We start from the raw sequence: 16,167 nt of genomic DNA, 5'->3' as shown, positions 1-16,167 counted from the left end.
CTGTCCTCAGATGCAGTGCCCGCTGACGCTGCCATTGCTATGCGCACGCTTGAATGAGCTATTGGTCTGATTCAGACCCTCAGCAAACCACGGAATCCCCTGGCCCCATAGTATGATTCCGCGCCGTTATGATACAGGAAAACTTTGCCGAAGCGGCGGTCACAGAACAGGGCGCCCCCAAGCTCCCTGACATCTGAAGGCGTTTTTACCCAGCTGGAGGTCTTCAAATCAAACTCACCAAGTTTCTGCAAGTCGCGGTACTGTTCTTCCGTCAGCATCTCGATCCCTATCTCGGCAGCCATATCAATCGCGTTATTTTTTGGCTTGTGTTCTTTTCTGGATTCCAATGCCTCGTGATCATAACAAATGCTTCTGCGGCCTTTGGGGCTTTCCGCGGAACAATCGCAGAATATGTACTCGCCCGTCTTTTTATCATAGCCAATAACATCCGGTTCTCCTTCTGTCATTTCCATTTCGTTGAGCGACCAAAGTTTTTCGGCATTAACTTCCAGCTTTGCCTGCACTTTAGCCCAATCGATGCCTTTATGGCGGTGCATATTTTTCTCAAAACGTTTTTTCAGTATGTTGATCAGTTCTTCGCGTTGTTTTGGCGGCAACGCTTTTTTGTGGCTAGTCATCGTATTCGTAATTGGGTACCCCTCAAATTTATAATAAAATCTGTTTCTGTTGACAGCAGCATCTTTACAAACTTGCATATAGCTGCCTTCATTTCTGGTTTTTTTGCAGTAGGTTTGCCGCGGTCAACCCGAAAAAATCATTGTATATGCAACTAGCAGAAAGATTAACGCGCATCTCCGTGCCGCAAACCATCAAAATGGCGAGGCTGAGCCGGGAGCTGAAAGCTCAGGGAATAGATATTGTGGATCTCAGCATTGGCGAGCCGGATTTCGATACACCGGCGCACATCCGCGAAGCCGCAAAAAAAGCCATCGACGAAGGTTATACGCATTATACGCCCGTGGCCGGTTATGCGGACCTGAAAGCGGCCGTGGCGTTCAAGCTGAAAAGAGATAACGGGCTTGATTACAGCCCGGAGCAGATCGTAGTGTCTACCGGCGCCAAGCAGAGCATTGCCAACGCCGTGATGAGCATCGTCAATCCCGGAGATGAAGTGATCATCCCCACGCCATACTGGGTCACCTATTCCGAACTGGTAAAGCTGTGCCAGGGTGTGGTGAAATTTGTGCCCGGCGGGATTGAAAATGATTACAAGATCACGCCGGAACAGCTGGAAGCAGCCATTACGCCGCGCACCAGGCTGTTCATGTTCTCCTCTCCCTGCAACCCTACCGGCTCCGTGTACTCCCGCCAGGAACTGGAAGGCCTTGCCGCCGTGTTCGAAAAACATCCGGATATCTTTATCATCTCCGATGAGATCTACGAATACATCAATTATGTTGGTCCCCATGAAAGCATTGCCAGCATCGGCAATATGAAAGACCGCACCATTATCATCAATGGCCTCAGCAAAGGTTTTGCGATGACCGGCTGGCGCCTTGGCTACCTGGCAGCTTCCCCTGAAGTGGCCAAAGCCTGCGATATGGTACAGAGCCAGATCACCTCTGCCACCTGTTCCATTACACAACGCTGCGCCATCACGGCATTACGCGGGGAACTGGACACGGCAAAAGAAATGGTAGCTGCTTTCCGCGAACGCCGTGCCTACATCTATAAAGCCCTGCAGGATATTCCCGGGCTGAAAGTAAATGAGCCGGACGGCGCTTTTTATATGTTCCCGAACGTCAGCGCTTTCTTTGGAAAGTCTTATGAAGACAGCCATGTAGCCAATGCCGATGATCTCTGCATGTACCTGCTGCACAAAGCCAATGTTTCCGTGGTAACAGGCGCTGCCTTCCAGCAACCGGAGTGCATCCGCATTTCCTACGCCACCGGCATGCCGCGCATTGAAGAAGGGATTAAACGGATGAAGGAATGGCTCGGGAAACTGAAATAGAGAAATAAGAAATTATAGTGGCTGACTAAAAAAATGAAGGCTTCGAGGATTGTTTAAACGATAACAGGCCATCATCAGGCACCCGAAAAATCAGGGCTGACCATTATTTTTTTGGTCAGCCCTTTGTATTGATTCCTTTTCCCGCCATACCTATGATCTGCGGCGGCAGGTGATATACCTTTTTATTCTCTCATGAATCCCCTAAAACGCTTTCCCATCAATACCCCAGATTCTGCTCCAGTTTCGGGTTCAATGCACGTTCACTGGTGGGGATCGGATACAACCGCATATTCACGTCATTATTCGTTTTATAGCCCCAGCTGTCCTCATACTTCCCGAAGCGGATCAGATCGTTGCGCCGCCAGGCTTCCCATGCCAGTTCGCGGGCGCGTTCATCCAGCATATCATTAAGGGCAACGGCATTGAGCAACGGTGCTTTTGCCCGGTCGCGCACCTTGTTCACCAGCACCAGCGCTGTCTGCAGCTCGCCATTTACCGTAGTGGGCGCGGCCCCGCGAAGGATCGCCTCTGCTTTCATCAGCATGATATCCGCCAGGCGGAACACCGGCACATCGTTGTTGGAGTGGCGGGACTGGGGATTGGCGTTCTTGTCAGGATAATACTTGATGGAGCGGACGCCACGGGCCTTGCCCAGTTCATCATTACCCACATCCATCGTTTCTTCCCGCACCAGCGGCATCTCGGGGAAGAACTCCAGGTGCCATTGAATGGCGGCATTAGGATTAGGGCCGCTGTAACTGTTATCCAGCCCTTTGTTGGTGGTGGAGATCAGGATGGGATCGCCATTGCGCTCATACTGTTTGCCCGCCAGCCAGGTATCATTCCGTTCATCGCCCGGCAAATTGAATTTCGCATAAAAAGATGCGATAGTGCTTTGCGCGATACTGGGGCGGAACGGCAGTTCAAATTTGTTCAGCAAAGCCGTATGCAGACCGAACCGGGAGAACTGGTTGCCGTTGATCTGGTTGGCATCGTATGGCACGGCAAAGATGATCTCTTTGATCTGGGGGCCGTTATCCGGCAGGAAGATAGACGCAAAGGACTCCTCCAGGGCGTACCTGCCGTTTGCCAGGATGCTGTCCGCCATCGCCACTGTTTCCGTATTTTTCGCCGTACCGGTATAATAACCGGCATTGAGGTATAATTTGGTGAGAATGGCATATGCCAGCCATTTCGTAGGGCGGCCGTAGGTAAGGGCGCCGGTTTCGGCAGCAAGACCGGGAATGGATTCTTTCAGTTCGGTTTCAATGAAAGCGAATACTTCCTGCCGGGTCTTCTGCTCTGGTGGCTCACTGCTGCCCCATGTGGTCACCAACGGGATATTGCCGTAGAGGTCCATCATAAAGAAATGGAACAATGCGCGCATGGTACGCATTTCGGAAATGGCCGTGGTCTTGGCCGCACTTTCCGGTGCGGCTTCAAAAAGGCGCATGATGCGGTTGGTGGTGTTGATGCCGCCAAAACCCCATTCCCATACGCTTTTCACGTTGGTATGGTCAGGATTCCAGGTATGTTTATGCAGCACCCGGTACTGGCCGCCGTCATCGTAGTTGCCGTCCCTCGCCGGAATGATGGCTTCATCCGTGGAAAACTCCTGCATCCGCCAGTATTGCACCGCATACTGCGAAGCCAGCTGGGTATACACCGGACCGGTAGCTGCGATGAACCCTTCCGAGGTAGTGGGAAAATTTTCCTCCGTGTACACGGATTCTATGGGAACATCCAGGTTCGTGCAGGAACTGACCGCAGCAACCGCCAGCAGCACAACGGACAATCTGATTCTGTTTTTCATATGTAGCATGTCTGATAGTATTAATGGTTAGAAACTCATGTTCACGCCCAGCAGGAATGATCTGGTCTTGGGATAAAAATTGCTGTTGTCGATACCCGGCTCCAGGCCGCCAAGATTGATCTCGGGATCGATGCCGGAATAGTCTGTGATCACAAAAAGATTGTTGGCAGCAACATAGAATCGGAGGTTCCGCACATATTTGCTTTGCAGCGGCACGGTATATCCCAGCGTGGCATTATCCATCCGCAGATAAGAGCCGCTTTCCATATACCGGTCGGAGAGATAGAAAGCCTTGTCGTCCAGCGCGGATTCCTGCAGGGTGTACACCGGTATGTTGTGAATGGCGGCGTCACTCGGGCTATTCAGGTTCGCAAGCGTTGCATTCAGTATCTTGTTCCCCGAAACACCGCGGAGGAAGAAGTTGAAATCGAAATTGCCGTAGGTAAAACTGTTGTTCCAGCCATAGGACAATTTCGGCTGTGCGCTTCCCGCATACAGGAAATCATCCGATGTGGGCGATGTGGTCAGCGTTCCGTCCTTTTTCAGGAATTGCGATACACCGTTATCATTTTTACCCATGTATTTCCAGATATAGAACGATCCTACCGGTTGCCCTTCCACAACCATCTGCGACGTGTTGCCGGACTGGCCTTTACCGCCAAGTACTGCCGTGGGGATGGAAGTGAGCGTGAATTTGTCGTTGGACAGGGACTCGATATTGTTCCGGTTATGGGCCAGGTTCAGGGCTGTGGACCAGGAAAATTTCCTGTTCCTTACCGGTACGGCGTTGAGCTGTATCTCCACACCTTTGTTGCTCATTTTGCCGGCATTGGCAATGAGCTTGTTCAGGAAATACTGGGTGGTTGGCACACTGTATTCCCAGATCAGGTCAGACGTGCGTTTGTCGTAAAAATCCACCGAGCCACCGAGACGGTTGTTGAGGAAAGAGAAGTCCAGCCCGATGTTTGCCATGCCGGTGCTCTCCCATTTCAGGTCCGGATTGGCGTTCTGCGTAGGGCCGATGGAATTGGCCAGGCCGCCGTTGTAGTAAAACTTGCCGGTAGAATTGTACAGCAGCACGGCAGTAAATGCGCCGAAGCCCAATGCATTACCGGTTACACCGTAACCTGCGCGCAGCTTCAGATCATCCAGCCAGCTCACATCCTTCAGGAACGGCTCCTGTTTGAGCCTCCAGCCTGCGGACACTGCCGGGAAAATTCCCCAGCGGTTGTTGGCGCCGAACACGGAAGAACCGTCGCGGCGGGCGGAAACCTGCAACAGGTATTTATCCGCATACACATAATTCGCACGGGCATAGAATGAAATGAAACGGTACACATCGATGGTGGTTCCGCCATAATCCGGCAGCACACCCACCGGCAGGTTGCCCACCCCAAGGTTGTTATAACTCAATGCATCGGATACAAAGCCCTGGTTGGACGACTGGAACCCGTCGTTGCGGCGGTCTTCCTGCCAGGAATAACCGGCCAGCAGCTTCAGGCCATGGCGACCGAAGGTCTTGTCGTAATTAAAATATGTTTCCAGTATCTTTTTGGTATTGCTGTAAGCGCCCCGTATGGCCTTTCCGCCAATATTCTGGGCAAGCGCGGAAGCTTGTTTGTAGTACACATCGCGGTTGATCTGCTCATCCTGCATGGAGAGGTTGACCGTGTAATTGAGGCCCGGCAGCAGTTTCAGCTCCGCGCGCAGATTACCCAGCAATATCTTTGTTTTGGTCCGGTCTTCATTATTTTCGATCAGCGAAACCGGGTTGTAATAATCCCTGGTAGCGGAGAAATCCTCCTTGTAGGTACCATCCGCATTTTTAACGTTCACGGTAGGCATGTACAACAGCATGTTCTGGAACACCAGCTGCGGAATGCGGTGCTGTGTGGATACGCTGTTGCTCAGGGCCACATTGATCTTCAGCCGGTCATCAAAAGCGCGCTGCTCCAGGTTAGCGCGGATATTGATGCGGTCCAGCGAGGAGCCTTTCATGATCCCTTCGTTCTGCAGGTAGTTGATGCTGGCATCGTACACGGTATTGCCGGCGCCGCCGCCGAGCGAAAGATTGTGGTTATGTGAAATGCCGTTGCGGGTCACTTCTTTCTGCCAGTCGGTATTCGCGCCGTCCTCGTGATTCGGGTTAAGGCTTTTGCCGTTTTCATCCAGCCACTGGCGCAGCTGGTCGCCGGAGAGCATTTCAATGCGGTTGGACACCTGTTCGAGGGCGCCGTAGCCGTTGTAGCTGATCCATTTCTGCCCTTCCTTTGCCCTGCGGGTGGTCACCATGATCACACCGTTAGCCGCGCGGGCGCCGTAGATAGCCGTAGAAGATGCATCCTTCAATACGTCAATGGATACGATGTCATTCATCGACACCAGCTGAATGGAAGCGCCCGGCACACCATCTATAACGTAGAAGGGTTCCTGGGCTTCACCGCTGCGCAGGGTAGACGGGCCCCTGAGCATAACTGCCGGCGTACCGTTGGGGTCACCGCTGCGGGTGATGTTAAGGCCCGCTACTTTTCCCTGCAGCAACTGCTCGGGAGAGGAAAACACACCCTGGTTAAAATCTTTTTCAGATACATGGCTGACAGCACCGGTAAGGTGGTCTTTTTTTGTTTCGCCATACCCTACCACCACTACACTGCTCAGCATACTGGCATCGGCCTTTAAACTCAGGCTCAGTTCCCTGCGGCCCGCCAGCGGCACCTGCATGTTGCGGTAGCCTAAATAGCTCAGCAAGAGTGTGTCCGAAGCGGGGTCCGCATTCACGGTGAAAGCGCCCTCGCCATCAGAAGTGGCGCCGTAAGATGTGCCTTTCACCTGTACGCTGACACCCGGGAGAGCAATACCGTTCCCGGCATCGGTCACCGCCCCTCTCACAGGCACGCGCTGCTTTTCCGGCGCTTTGATGATGATCACCCCTTCTTTTTCGGTGAACTCAAGACCGGTGCGCTTCAGCAGGTCGCGCAGCACAGCTTCCACCGTCTGGTTGCTGTAGGAAGCATCCTGTACCTGGAATTTTTCCAGCAAGGCGGCATTGTACATGATATCAATGCCGGTCTGCGCCTGAAGTTGTTTCAGCGCTGCCGCAAGCGGCCCTTTCTTTATCTGTAAGGAGCTGACGGCCTGTTTGACCTGTTGGGCTGCAACATCCTGCGCCGTAAGGCCCAGGGTGCATAGCAAGGCTGCAAACATCAGCATGCTGCAGATTTTACTGCATAATGGAGTAATGATCTTGTTCATATAGTAAGCATTAAAGGATGGACTATTGTACGATGTATAACTGATCGGACCGTTTTGTGAATCGAATGCTGTTACCGGTGATTTCCTGCAGGATGTTCATGACCTGCTCAGGTTTCATTTTCATGTTGAGGGAACCGCTGACCACCAACGGCTCCGGGTGTTGCAGCCTGAACTTTACCGGGTAATAGTTCTCCAGCATATGCAGCACTTCCGCCAGCGGTGTGTTATCAAAATAAAGACGGTTGTTCTTCCATCCGCTGGCTTCTCCGGGATCGAACGTTCCCAGCGCAACGGCACGGTGGTGGCGGTCGTATTGCATGGTTTCGCCGGCTGACAGCATGCCCAGCACGTTCCCGCTGCGGGTGACCCTGATCTTTCCGGTATTTACCGCGATGTTCAGGCCCGGCAGATTACGATATGCCCTGACGTTAAAGGAAGTACCCAGCACGGCTACCTGCAGGCTGTCTGCCTGTACGGTAAACTGGTGCAGCGCATCCGGCCTCACGTCAAAAAAAGCTTCCCCGGATACCAGGATGATGTTGCGCATGCTGGCATAGCGTTCCGGATATTGTAACTCGGAATTTGGCGCCATCCAGATGCGGGAGCTGTCCGGCAGCAGGATCATTTTCTGTTCGCCCACGCCGGTGCGGAAGACCTGGTAGACAGGCGTTGGCGCGGGTGTCTGGAGCCGCAGCAGCAGGTAACCGCCCAGCAGCAATCCCGCCACTGCGGCAGCGATGCCCACCGGCTTCCATCGGGAACCTTGGCTAATGGTCCTTTTGCGGATGCTCTTTAACATCTTCCTGCGGAGCAGTTCCTTCTCCTGCGGGGAGAGGTGCTGGCCGGGATGGCTGCTTTCTGAGGCCAGGGAATCCAGCCATTGTTCTACAAGCGTTTCATCTGCCGGTGTGGCATTCCCGCGAAGGTAACGGTCGATCAATTTTTCAACTGCGGAACGGATCAAGGTGGTCGTTTTCAATAAAGTTCCACAACCTTGCTTTTTTAACTATCGGGATGCTGCGCTTAACAGTTTGGTAATATTGGCTGACGGGTTTGAGGAGGATAGCGCGGGGATGATGGAAGACCAAAGCTGGCCATGTTGACCGGCACCGGTGGCGGAAAGGCGCAAGCCGATCGCCCTTAGATCAGCATCAGCAATTTATGAATAAGCGGCAATGCCTTGCGATGCGCATTGCTGAGCTGATTGCGCACCGTTTGTTCCGCCGTGCCGTTTTTAATGGCGATCTCCCGGATGCTCAGTTCTTCAAAATAGTAACATTCGAACACGGCTTTCTCTTTGGCGGGAAGTGTTTGCAGATCTTCCTGCAATTGGGACAGGATATCTTTATGTATCAATGTACTGAGGGTCAGTTCGGAACGGAGCTCTCCGTGGAGGATGAATTTCTCCAGGTGTTTTTGCTTCAGGCCATCGTCCCGGAATTTGCGCAGTATTTTTTTCCGGGTAGCGCTGAAGAGATAGATGCGGATGTGTGTGCTGATCTCCAGGTATTCCCGCCGCTCCCAAAGTTCAACGAAAAGATCCTGTACCAGGTCCTGTGCATCCTCTTCGCTGCCGAGAATGCGCAATGCATACTGGTAGAGGGCATCCCAGTAGGTATTGAAAAGCGCTTCGCATGCATCAAAATGCCCTTCCCGGAACCGGGTCAGGAGGCTGTCTTGCATCAGGGTCATATCTCAATTTAATAACGTGGTTAAAGGTATAAGATGCTGCAGACAGAAAAATGCCCTTCAGAAAAAGTTTGCACAGGCTTAACATAGCCCTGCAGGGGGCGATCACTTCAGGGTGGCGAGGAACTGCTGGTGCAACGCCAGGACCTGGGGAATGACCATCTGCTGCTCATCGTTGCAGATCACGTGGTCAGCCAGTTTCATCTTGATCCTGTCATCGATCTGCTTATGCATTCTTGCCAGCACTTCGTTACGGGTGATATTGTCCCGTTTCATAACGCGGTGGACCCGGAGCGCTTCGGGAGAATATACGCAGATCACTTTGTCTACATGATGAAAAGATTCGGTTTCAAACATCAGCGCAGCTTCTTTGATGACGTAGGGCGCTTGCTGCCTGGCGGCCCATTCTTCGGAATGACGGATAGTGGCGGGGTGTACCAGCGCATTCAGTACTTCCAGTTGCGCTTTGTCGTTGAAAACGATACCGGAGATGAATTTGCGGTGCAGGCTGCCGTCTGCAAGATACGATTCCGGGCCGAAATGTTCCCTGATCTGTGCTACGAGGACCGGGTCCCTGACCATGATCTCTTTGGCTGCGTCATCCGCAGAATATACAGGAATCCCCAATAAACCGAAAATTCTGGCGACTGTGCTTTTTCCCGAACCGATACCGCCTGTTATGCCGATGATGTACATTGAACTAAAATAAAAAAAAACGGGGTTCCCTGTGATGAAACCCCGTTTTTTATTTTCCGGACCGTAGTCCCTTATTTCGTTTCCGCAGCTTTCGCAACAGCATTGGTATATTCCATGCTTACAGCAGAGCGCTCGATGGTCAGGAAAGTACCGGGACTCACTTCGATCTGGAGGGTATTATTCTCGTTGATCTTTTTCACTTTTCCGTGGATACCTGCAATGGTCACCACTTTTTCCCCTTCTTTCAGGTTATCGATAAACTGTTTCTGCAGTTTGGCTTTTTTGGTTTGGGGGCGGATCATGAAGAACCACATTACCAGGATCATACCGCCGAAGAACAGCAGGGAGCCCATTCCGCCGAAACCGCCCTGACCGCCGCCTTGCTGGGGCGTCATTAAGAATACATTTAATAAGTTGTACATCGTATGTTGTTTGTTGATTTGAAACGAATAAAGTTACTATTTCTTTACGACCGTGCACTGGATCTTCGGACCGTTCACTGCGGGAGGATTGGTATTGGCCTGGATATATATCTCCTTTTCGGTATATCCTTCCGGTCTTCCCCGGCTGTCGAACTTCACCTTCATATAGGCGCTTTCCCCGGGTTTAACGGGTTCTTTCGGCCATTCAGGTACAGTACAGCCGCAACTGGCCTCCGCCCTGGTGATCAGGAGGTCTTTATTGCCCGTATTGGTGAATTTGAAGGAGTACTCTACCACTTCGCCTTCTTCAATATTCCCAAAGTTATGGCTTTCTTTTTCAAAAGTGATCACCGGGTACAGGCCCTGAGCGGAGTCGGAAGCGCTGTTAAGGGTCGATGCCTGGTCGCTGCCGGTTTCTTTCGCATTGTTGTTGCAGGCGGTCAGTACCGCGGCGGCCAACAGTAATGAGGATAAGAACGATTTCATGAACAGGAATATTTATGGTTTTGGATCATTTCCGGGTACGGTCTGTCTTCTGCACCTGATTGGCCTGTACGAGGTCTTTCAGGATATTGTCCAGGATGCCGTTCACGAACTGGCCGCTTTGCGGTGTGCTGTAGCCTTTGGCCAGATCGATATATTCGTTGATGGTCACCTTGGTAGGAATGGTAGGGAAATAGAGGAATTCGCAAACCCCCATTTCCATCAGCAGCATATCGATGGCGGCTATGCGCTCCGGGTCCCAGTTCTGCAGCTTGGGCTTGATCAGTTCCAGGCAATAGTCCTTTTTGTCGATCACCGTAAGCAGCAGCTCCCGGGCATACTCCAGTTTCTCCCGGCTGATCAGCTGCAGGAAATTGAACAGCTGGGGCTTGGAGAGGTAGTTGCCTACCAGGATGCCCATCATATCTTCATCATCCCCCCAGTGGAGGAAACTGTCTTCCATATGCTGGCGGAACAGGTCGTTCTTTTCCAGGATGTCTTTATAGATATATTCTATTATCTGTTTCTCGGAAGCTTTGTTGCGGGACTGTTCGCTGATATACGTCTTATATAATTCACTTTCCGCCAGCCGGTTGTAGAGTTTCCGGGTCAGTTCCGGGTCTTCCAGGTGGCGCAGTTTCCAGCTGTCCAGGTTCACCTGGAACCCCTTGTCCCCCAATACCTGGAAGATGAAGTCATTACCGGCGATCTTGGTATTGACGACAAGGTCTGCCGCGCTGGGCAGGTGTTTGGAGGCCCTGGCCTGTGCATCCGTTTCCGCGTATTGTGCTACGCGGGCAATGGAATACAGCAAATAAGTGAATATCTGACAGGTCTGGTCTAACTTCTCATTCAGCAAACTGGTGGCGGTGCCTGGTTTCAGGGAGCCCTGCTCCATGGTGTCCATGGCATACAGCGTTTGCATTACTTTTACCCGGATGTTTCTTCTACTGATCATGTACGCTAAGGAAAATGGCCGCAAATCTACTGTTTTAGAGGGACTTTTTAAAAAATAGTTACGGCGGACTGAAAAAATGTCATTTTTTGACAGTCCCTGAGAACTTTACTTATCTTTGCTTCCTGAAAATTTGACCTGAATGTCTGTTGGCATAATCTTCGTTAAGGGAATTTCCGTCAAATTATTCCATTTCAACACATCTTTTTAAAAATAGATTCAAAATGGCTAAAAAATTAAGTATTAAACCTCTGGCAGACAGGGTGATCGTAAAACCCGCAGCAGCAGAAGAAAAAACCTCTGGTGGTATCATTATCCCCGACACCGCTAAAGAAAAACCTCAACGTGGTACTGTGGTAGCGGCCGGGCCGGGCAAAAAGGACGAGCCCACCACCGTAAAAGTAGGCGACACCGTTCTGTATGGCAAATACTCCGGCCAGGAAATCCCCTTTGAAGGTGAAGAATACCTGATCATGCGTGAATCAGACATTCTGGCCATCATCTAAACATCATTCCACTTAAAAGACCAAGAAAACAATTACCATTATGGCAAAGCAAATATTCTTTGATACGGACGCCCGCAACAAAATGAAAAAAGGCGTAGACACCCTGGCAGATGCCGTGAAAGTAACCCTCGGCCCCAAAGGCCGCAACGTGGTGATCGAAAAGAAATTCGGCGCCCCCAGCGTAACCAAGGACGGTGTTACTGTAGCAAAAGAGATTGAACTGGAAGACGCTATCGAGAACATGGGCGCGCAGATGGTGAAGGAAGTAGCTTCCAAAACCGCTGACATTGCCGGTGACGGTACCACCACTGCCACCGTTCTGGCCCAGTCCATCATCGGAGAAGGCCTGAAGAACGTAGCAGCAGGCGCTAACCCGATGGACCTGAAACGCGGTATCGACAAAGCCGTGAAAGCCGTTGTGGAAAGCCTGAAAAAACAATCCGAAAAAGTTGGCAGCGACACCAAAAAGATCGAACAGGTAGCTTCCATCTCTGCAAATAACGACGGCGAGATCGGCAAGCTGATCGCTGAAGCCATGCGTAAAGTGACCAAAGACGGTGTGATCACCGTTGAAGAAGCGAAAGGCACCGAAACTACCGTAGAAGTAGTGGAAGGCATGCAGTTCGACCGCGGTTACCTCTCCGCCTATTTCATCACCAACAGCGAGAAAATGCAGGCTGAACTGCAGAATCCTTACATCCTGATCTACGACAAAAAGATCAGCACCATGAAGGATATCCTCCACATCCTGGAAAAAGTGGCACAGCAGGGCGCTCCCCTCGTGATCATCTCCGAGGACCTGGACGGTGAAGCACTGGCCACCCTGGTGGTGAACAAACTCCGCGGCACCCTGAAAGTAGCTGCCGTTAAAGCTCCCGGCTTTGGCGACCGCAGAAAGGAAATGCTGCAGGATATCGCTACCCTCACCGCTGGTATCGTGGTAAGCGAGGAACAAGGTTACAAACTGGAAAATGCCGACCTGACCTACCTCGGTCGCGCTGAATCCATCATCATCGATAAAGACAATACCACCATCGTTGGCGGTAAAGGCGGTAAAAAGGACATCCAGGCCCGTATCGGCCAGATCAAGTCCCAGATCGAAGTGACCACTTCCGATTATGACCGCGAAAAACTGCAGGAACGCCTGGCGAAACTGAGCGGTGGTGTTGCCGTACTGTACGTTGGCGCTGCTACCGAAGTGGAAATGAAAGAGAAGAAAGACCGTGTGGACGATGCCCTGCATGCTACCCGCGCTGCCGTTGAAGAAGGTATCGTAGCTGGTGGTGGTGTAGCGTTCATCCGCTCTATCGAATCACTGGAAAAACTGAAAGGTGAGAACGAAGACGAGCAGACCGGTATTGCCATCGTGAAACGCGCGATCGAAGAACCGCTGCGCCAGATCACTGCCAACGCAGGTATCGAAGGATCTATCATCGTTCAGAAAGTGAAGGAAGGTAAAGCCGACTTTGGTTTCAATGCCCGCACGGAAGTATTTGAAAAATTACTGGCTGCAGGTGTAATCGATCCTACAAAAGTAACCCGCATTGCCCTGGAAAACGCCGCATCCATCGCTGGTATGCTGCTGACCACAGAATGCGTGATCGCTGACAAACCGGAACCTAAATCCGCAGCTCCCGCAATGCCGGGCGGGCGGCCACGGTATGGGCATGGATTATTAATCCGCCGGTACAGGCAAAATATCATCCCGCTCCGGTTTTCCGTGAGCGGGATCTTTTTTTTGTAACTTTCTGCCCGGGTAACGCGTTTAACTGTTGTATTTTTGACAAATTCCTGCTGTGCGTATGATGATCAGACGACTTTTTTATTCCGGCCTTGCAGTACTGGCTTCCGCCCTGCTGCTCAAGTTCCTGCGTCAAAAAGGAAAACTCGTTGAACGATTTCTTTGAATCCGTACAACAGGATACCCAGTCCATCCGCGAATACCTCCGCAGCCGGAACCGTGATTCCGGTATTGTCATCCACCCCAGCGGCCTCGTGTACAAGATCGTTGCACCGGGCAACGGTATCGACACCATTCACCTGGACCAGACACCCACCGTTATTTTCAAGCGCAGCCTGCTGCGCGAAGAGCGGTTGATCGAATCATCCCAGAACCTGCCTACAAAATTCGATGGCCGGAAGCTGAAAGATCATATCGCCGGGTGGCAGATCGGCCTTCGCCTGATCACCAAAGGCGGTCATATTATCATGTATATTCCCTCCAGCCTCGCCTTCGGGTCAACAGGCATTCCCGGTACCATTCCACCGGACGCCATACTGGTATGCGATGTAAAACTGGTAGACTTTAAATAAACATCTTAAATATTTGTATGAAGAGACACTATTTCGGGCTGCTCGGCCTCCTGGCGGTATTGATGTTCACCGCCTGCAAAAAGAAAAAGGACGATGTGCCGCACGATCCTGTTAAACAAGCCGCTATCGATGAACAGCTGATACAGCAATATATCGCTGACAGCAGCATCACCGGCACCATGAAAGATGATACCAGCGGGCTGCATTACAAGATACTGGCACGCGGCACCACACCGAACGATACGATCACCCTGGAAGACCGGATGAACATTTCCTACACCGGCAAACTGCTCAACGGCAATGTTTTCGAAACCCGGGATAACAATACCCTGGGAGATGCCCGCCTCAAGAACCTCGTTCAGGGCTGGCAGATCGGCCTGCGGAAGATCGCCAAAGGAGATAAGGTATTGCTGCTTATTCCATCGGGACTGGGGTACAAAACCTCCAGCTCAGCCGCCATCCCGGCCAATTCTGTGCTTGTTTTCGAGATCACGCTCAATAACTTTTATTACTAAGGGGAATTATCATCCCATTATCATAATCAGCCCTGCCCAAAACCGGCAGGGCTGATTTTTTCCTACCTTTCGCCGGCAGCAAGCAACGATTCAATACCTTTGACCAATAAATCAATTCATTGTGCCACACGAGTGCATCTCAGTATTTGACATCTTCAAGATCGGCGTAGGACCTTCCAGCTCACATACCTTAGGCCCATGGCGCGCAGCCATGCGTTTCCTGGACGAACTCGGCGACCAGTTGCCCGAAGTGACCGGCCTGACCGTGTTGCTGTACGGCTCCCTGGCCAAGACCGGCCATGGCCACGGTACGGATATCGCCGTATTGCTGGGACTTTCAGGCGATGATCCGGTGACATTCGATGTCAGCCAGATCACTCCCAAGATAGACGGCATCCGCCGCGACCGGAAACTGCAGCTTAACGGGAAATATACCATAACATTTGATCCCGTCAGCGATATTGCATTCCTGTTCGAGGAATCACTCCCCTTCCATCCCAATGCCCTGACCTTCCTCGTTACTCTCCGCAACGGCGACCAGTTGGCGGCCACTTACTACTCCATCGGTGGCGGGTTCGTGGTGAAGGAAGGCGAAGCCGGCAACCCGCAGAACAGTGTGGACCTGCCCTTTCCTATAGACACGGCAAGGCAGTTGCTGCAATGGTGCATTAAAACCGGTTTTTCCATCTCCGAACTCGTCATGGAGAATGAACAGGCCTGGCGCAGCGAAGCCGCCACCCGGGAGGGTGTGCTGAAAATATGGCAGGTAATGCAGGAATGCATTTACCGCGGATGCCACACCACCGGCGAACTGCCCGGCGGCCTGAAAGTGGGGCGCAGGGCGGCGGCACTCAATAAAAAACTGTTAAACGGAAGGACTTATACTGATTACCATTCCTGGATCACGGCTATCCGCGAAGGCGGGCAGCATTTTTCCTATACGCTGGACTGGGTTAGCTGCTTCGCGCTGGCCGTGAACGAAGAGAATGCCTCCTTCGGCAGGGTGGTTACCGCACCTACCAACGGGGCCGCCGGAGTGATCCCCGCCGTACTGCAATACTACATTGCCTTCTGCGATGGCTTCGATCCCGAACGGATCATCCAGTTCCTGCTGACGGCATCAGAGATCGGCAGCATCTTCAAAAAACGCGCAACCATCTCCGCAGCCATGGGCGGCTGCCAGGCCGAAATAGGCGTTTCTTCCGCGATGGCCGCCGCAGCGCTCACCGAATGTATGGGCGGATCACAAAGGCAGGTGCTGATGGCCGCCGAGATCGCCATGGAGCATCACCTTGGATTGACCTGCGATCCCATCGGCGGGCTCGTACAGATACCCTGCATAGAACGCAATACCATGGGCGCCATCAAAGCGATCACCGCCTGCCAGCTGGCCCTGCAAAGCAACCCGGAACTGGCAAAAGTATCGCTGGACGCCGTAGTGAAAACCATGTGGGAAACAGCGCTGGACATGAATTCAAAATACAAGGAAACCTCCGACGGCGGACTGGCGGTCAACATACCGCTCAGCTTGCCGGAATGCTGACATAA

Annotated in this window: 15 protein-coding genes; 6 read left to right on the top strand and 9 right to left on the bottom strand. The window is 52.1% G+C overall.

Features of this window, described 5'->3' with window-relative positions; translation table 11 throughout:
* Positions 1-71: 71 nt before the first annotated feature.
* On the bottom strand, positions 72-716 hold the full coding sequence (locus FW415_RS12805) for a DUF4256 domain-containing protein (protein WP_246858731.1): 645 nt from the start codon (positions 714-716) through the stop codon (positions 72-74).
* A 68-nt stretch (positions 717-784) separates the two neighbouring features.
* On the opposite strand from FW415_RS12805, the gene FW415_RS12800 reads away from it, so the two are divergent.
* The gene (locus tag FW415_RS12800; protein WP_148385539.1) at positions 785-1,975 is read left to right on the top strand and encodes a pyridoxal phosphate-dependent aminotransferase; all 1,191 of its coding nucleotides are present in this window, start codon (positions 785-787) and stop codon (positions 1,973-1,975) included.
* Positions 1,976-2,192: 217 nt separating this feature from the next.
* On the opposite strand, the gene FW415_RS12795 is transcribed toward FW415_RS12800, so the two are convergent.
* The 8 genes from FW415_RS12795 to nusB all read right to left on the bottom strand — a co-directional run bounded on the left by FW415_RS12795 (position 2,193) and on the right by nusB (position 11,288).
* A complete protein-coding gene (locus FW415_RS12795; RefSeq protein WP_148385537.1) occupies positions 2,193-3,788 on the bottom strand; it encodes a RagB/SusD family nutrient uptake outer membrane protein in 1,596 nt (531 codons plus the stop codon).
* Positions 3,789-3,815: 27 nt separating this feature from the next.
* Positions 3,816-6,998 (bottom strand): TonB-dependent receptor, encoded by a 3,183-nt coding sequence (locus tag FW415_RS12790; protein WP_210420674.1) that lies wholly within the window; start codon positions 6,996-6,998, stop codon positions 3,816-3,818.
* Positions 6,999-7,062: 64 nt separating this feature from the next.
* A complete protein-coding gene (locus tag FW415_RS12785) occupies positions 7,063-8,004 on the bottom strand; it encodes a FecR family protein (RefSeq protein ID WP_148385535.1) in 942 nt (313 codons plus the stop codon).
* A 176-nt stretch (positions 8,005-8,180) separates the two neighbouring features.
* Positions 8,181-8,732 carry a sigma-70 family RNA polymerase sigma factor gene (locus FW415_RS12780; protein WP_148385533.1) on the bottom strand — a complete coding sequence of 184 codons (552 nt, stop codon included), beginning with the start codon at positions 8,730-8,732 and terminating at the stop codon, positions 8,181-8,183.
* A 102-nt stretch (positions 8,733-8,834) separates the two neighbouring features.
* Positions 8,835-9,425, bottom strand: a complete 591-nt coding sequence (gene coaE / locus FW415_RS12775; protein ID WP_148385531.1) for a dephospho-CoA kinase — start codon at positions 9,423-9,425, stop codon at positions 8,835-8,837.
* 71 nt (positions 9,426-9,496) lie between these two features.
* Positions 9,497-9,820 carry a preprotein translocase subunit YajC gene (yajC, locus tag FW415_RS12770; RefSeq protein WP_246858730.1) on the bottom strand — a complete coding sequence of 108 codons (324 nt, stop codon included), beginning with the start codon at positions 9,818-9,820 and terminating at the stop codon, positions 9,497-9,499.
* 63 nt (positions 9,821-9,883) lie between these two features.
* Positions 9,884-10,333 carry a DUF1573 domain-containing protein gene (locus FW415_RS12765; protein ID WP_148385526.1) on the bottom strand — a complete coding sequence of 150 codons (450 nt, stop codon included), beginning with the start codon at positions 10,331-10,333 and terminating at the stop codon, positions 9,884-9,886.
* A gap of 25 nt (positions 10,334-10,358) precedes the next feature.
* The gene (gene nusB / locus FW415_RS12760; RefSeq protein WP_148385524.1) at positions 10,359-11,288 is read right to left on the bottom strand and encodes a transcription antitermination factor NusB; all 930 of its coding nucleotides are present in this window, start codon (positions 11,286-11,288) and stop codon (positions 10,359-10,361) included.
* Between the two features lie 221 nt (positions 11,289-11,509).
* Here nusB and groES point away from each other — a divergent pair, with 221 nt between their 5' ends.
* The 5 genes from groES (at position 11,510) to FW415_RS12735 (ending at position 16,162) form a co-directional block, all read left to right on the top strand.
* Positions 11,510-11,791, top strand: a complete 282-nt coding sequence (gene groES, locus FW415_RS12755) for a co-chaperone GroES (protein ID WP_146863411.1) — start codon at positions 11,510-11,512, stop codon at positions 11,789-11,791.
* A 40-nt stretch (positions 11,792-11,831) separates the two neighbouring features.
* Complete coding sequence (gene groL, locus FW415_RS12750; protein WP_148385522.1) at positions 11,832-13,535, top strand: chaperonin GroEL; 1,704 nt, start codon at positions 11,832-11,834, stop codon at positions 13,533-13,535.
* Between the two features lie 146 nt (positions 13,536-13,681).
* Positions 13,682-14,104, top strand: coding sequence for an FKBP-type peptidyl-prolyl cis-trans isomerase (locus FW415_RS12745; protein WP_168208799.1), 423 nt, complete (start codon positions 13,682-13,684; stop codon positions 14,102-14,104).
* Between the two features lie 17 nt (positions 14,105-14,121).
* Positions 14,122-14,619 carry an FKBP-type peptidyl-prolyl cis-trans isomerase gene (locus tag FW415_RS12740; RefSeq protein ID WP_148385517.1) on the top strand — a complete coding sequence of 166 codons (498 nt, stop codon included), beginning with the start codon at positions 14,122-14,124 and terminating at the stop codon, positions 14,617-14,619.
* 121 nt (positions 14,620-14,740) lie between these two features.
* Positions 14,741-16,162 carry an L-serine ammonia-lyase gene (locus FW415_RS12735; protein ID WP_148385515.1) on the top strand — a complete coding sequence of 474 codons (1,422 nt, stop codon included), beginning with the start codon at positions 14,741-14,743 and terminating at the stop codon, positions 16,160-16,162.
* Positions 16,163-16,167 lie beyond the last annotated feature (5 nt).

The sequence above is a fragment of the Chitinophaga sp. XS-30 genome (assembly GCF_008086345.1).
GTDB lineage: Bacteria > Bacteroidota > Bacteroidia > Chitinophagales > Chitinophagaceae > Chitinophaga.
This window is presented reverse-complemented; position numbering and strand designations above follow the sequence as displayed.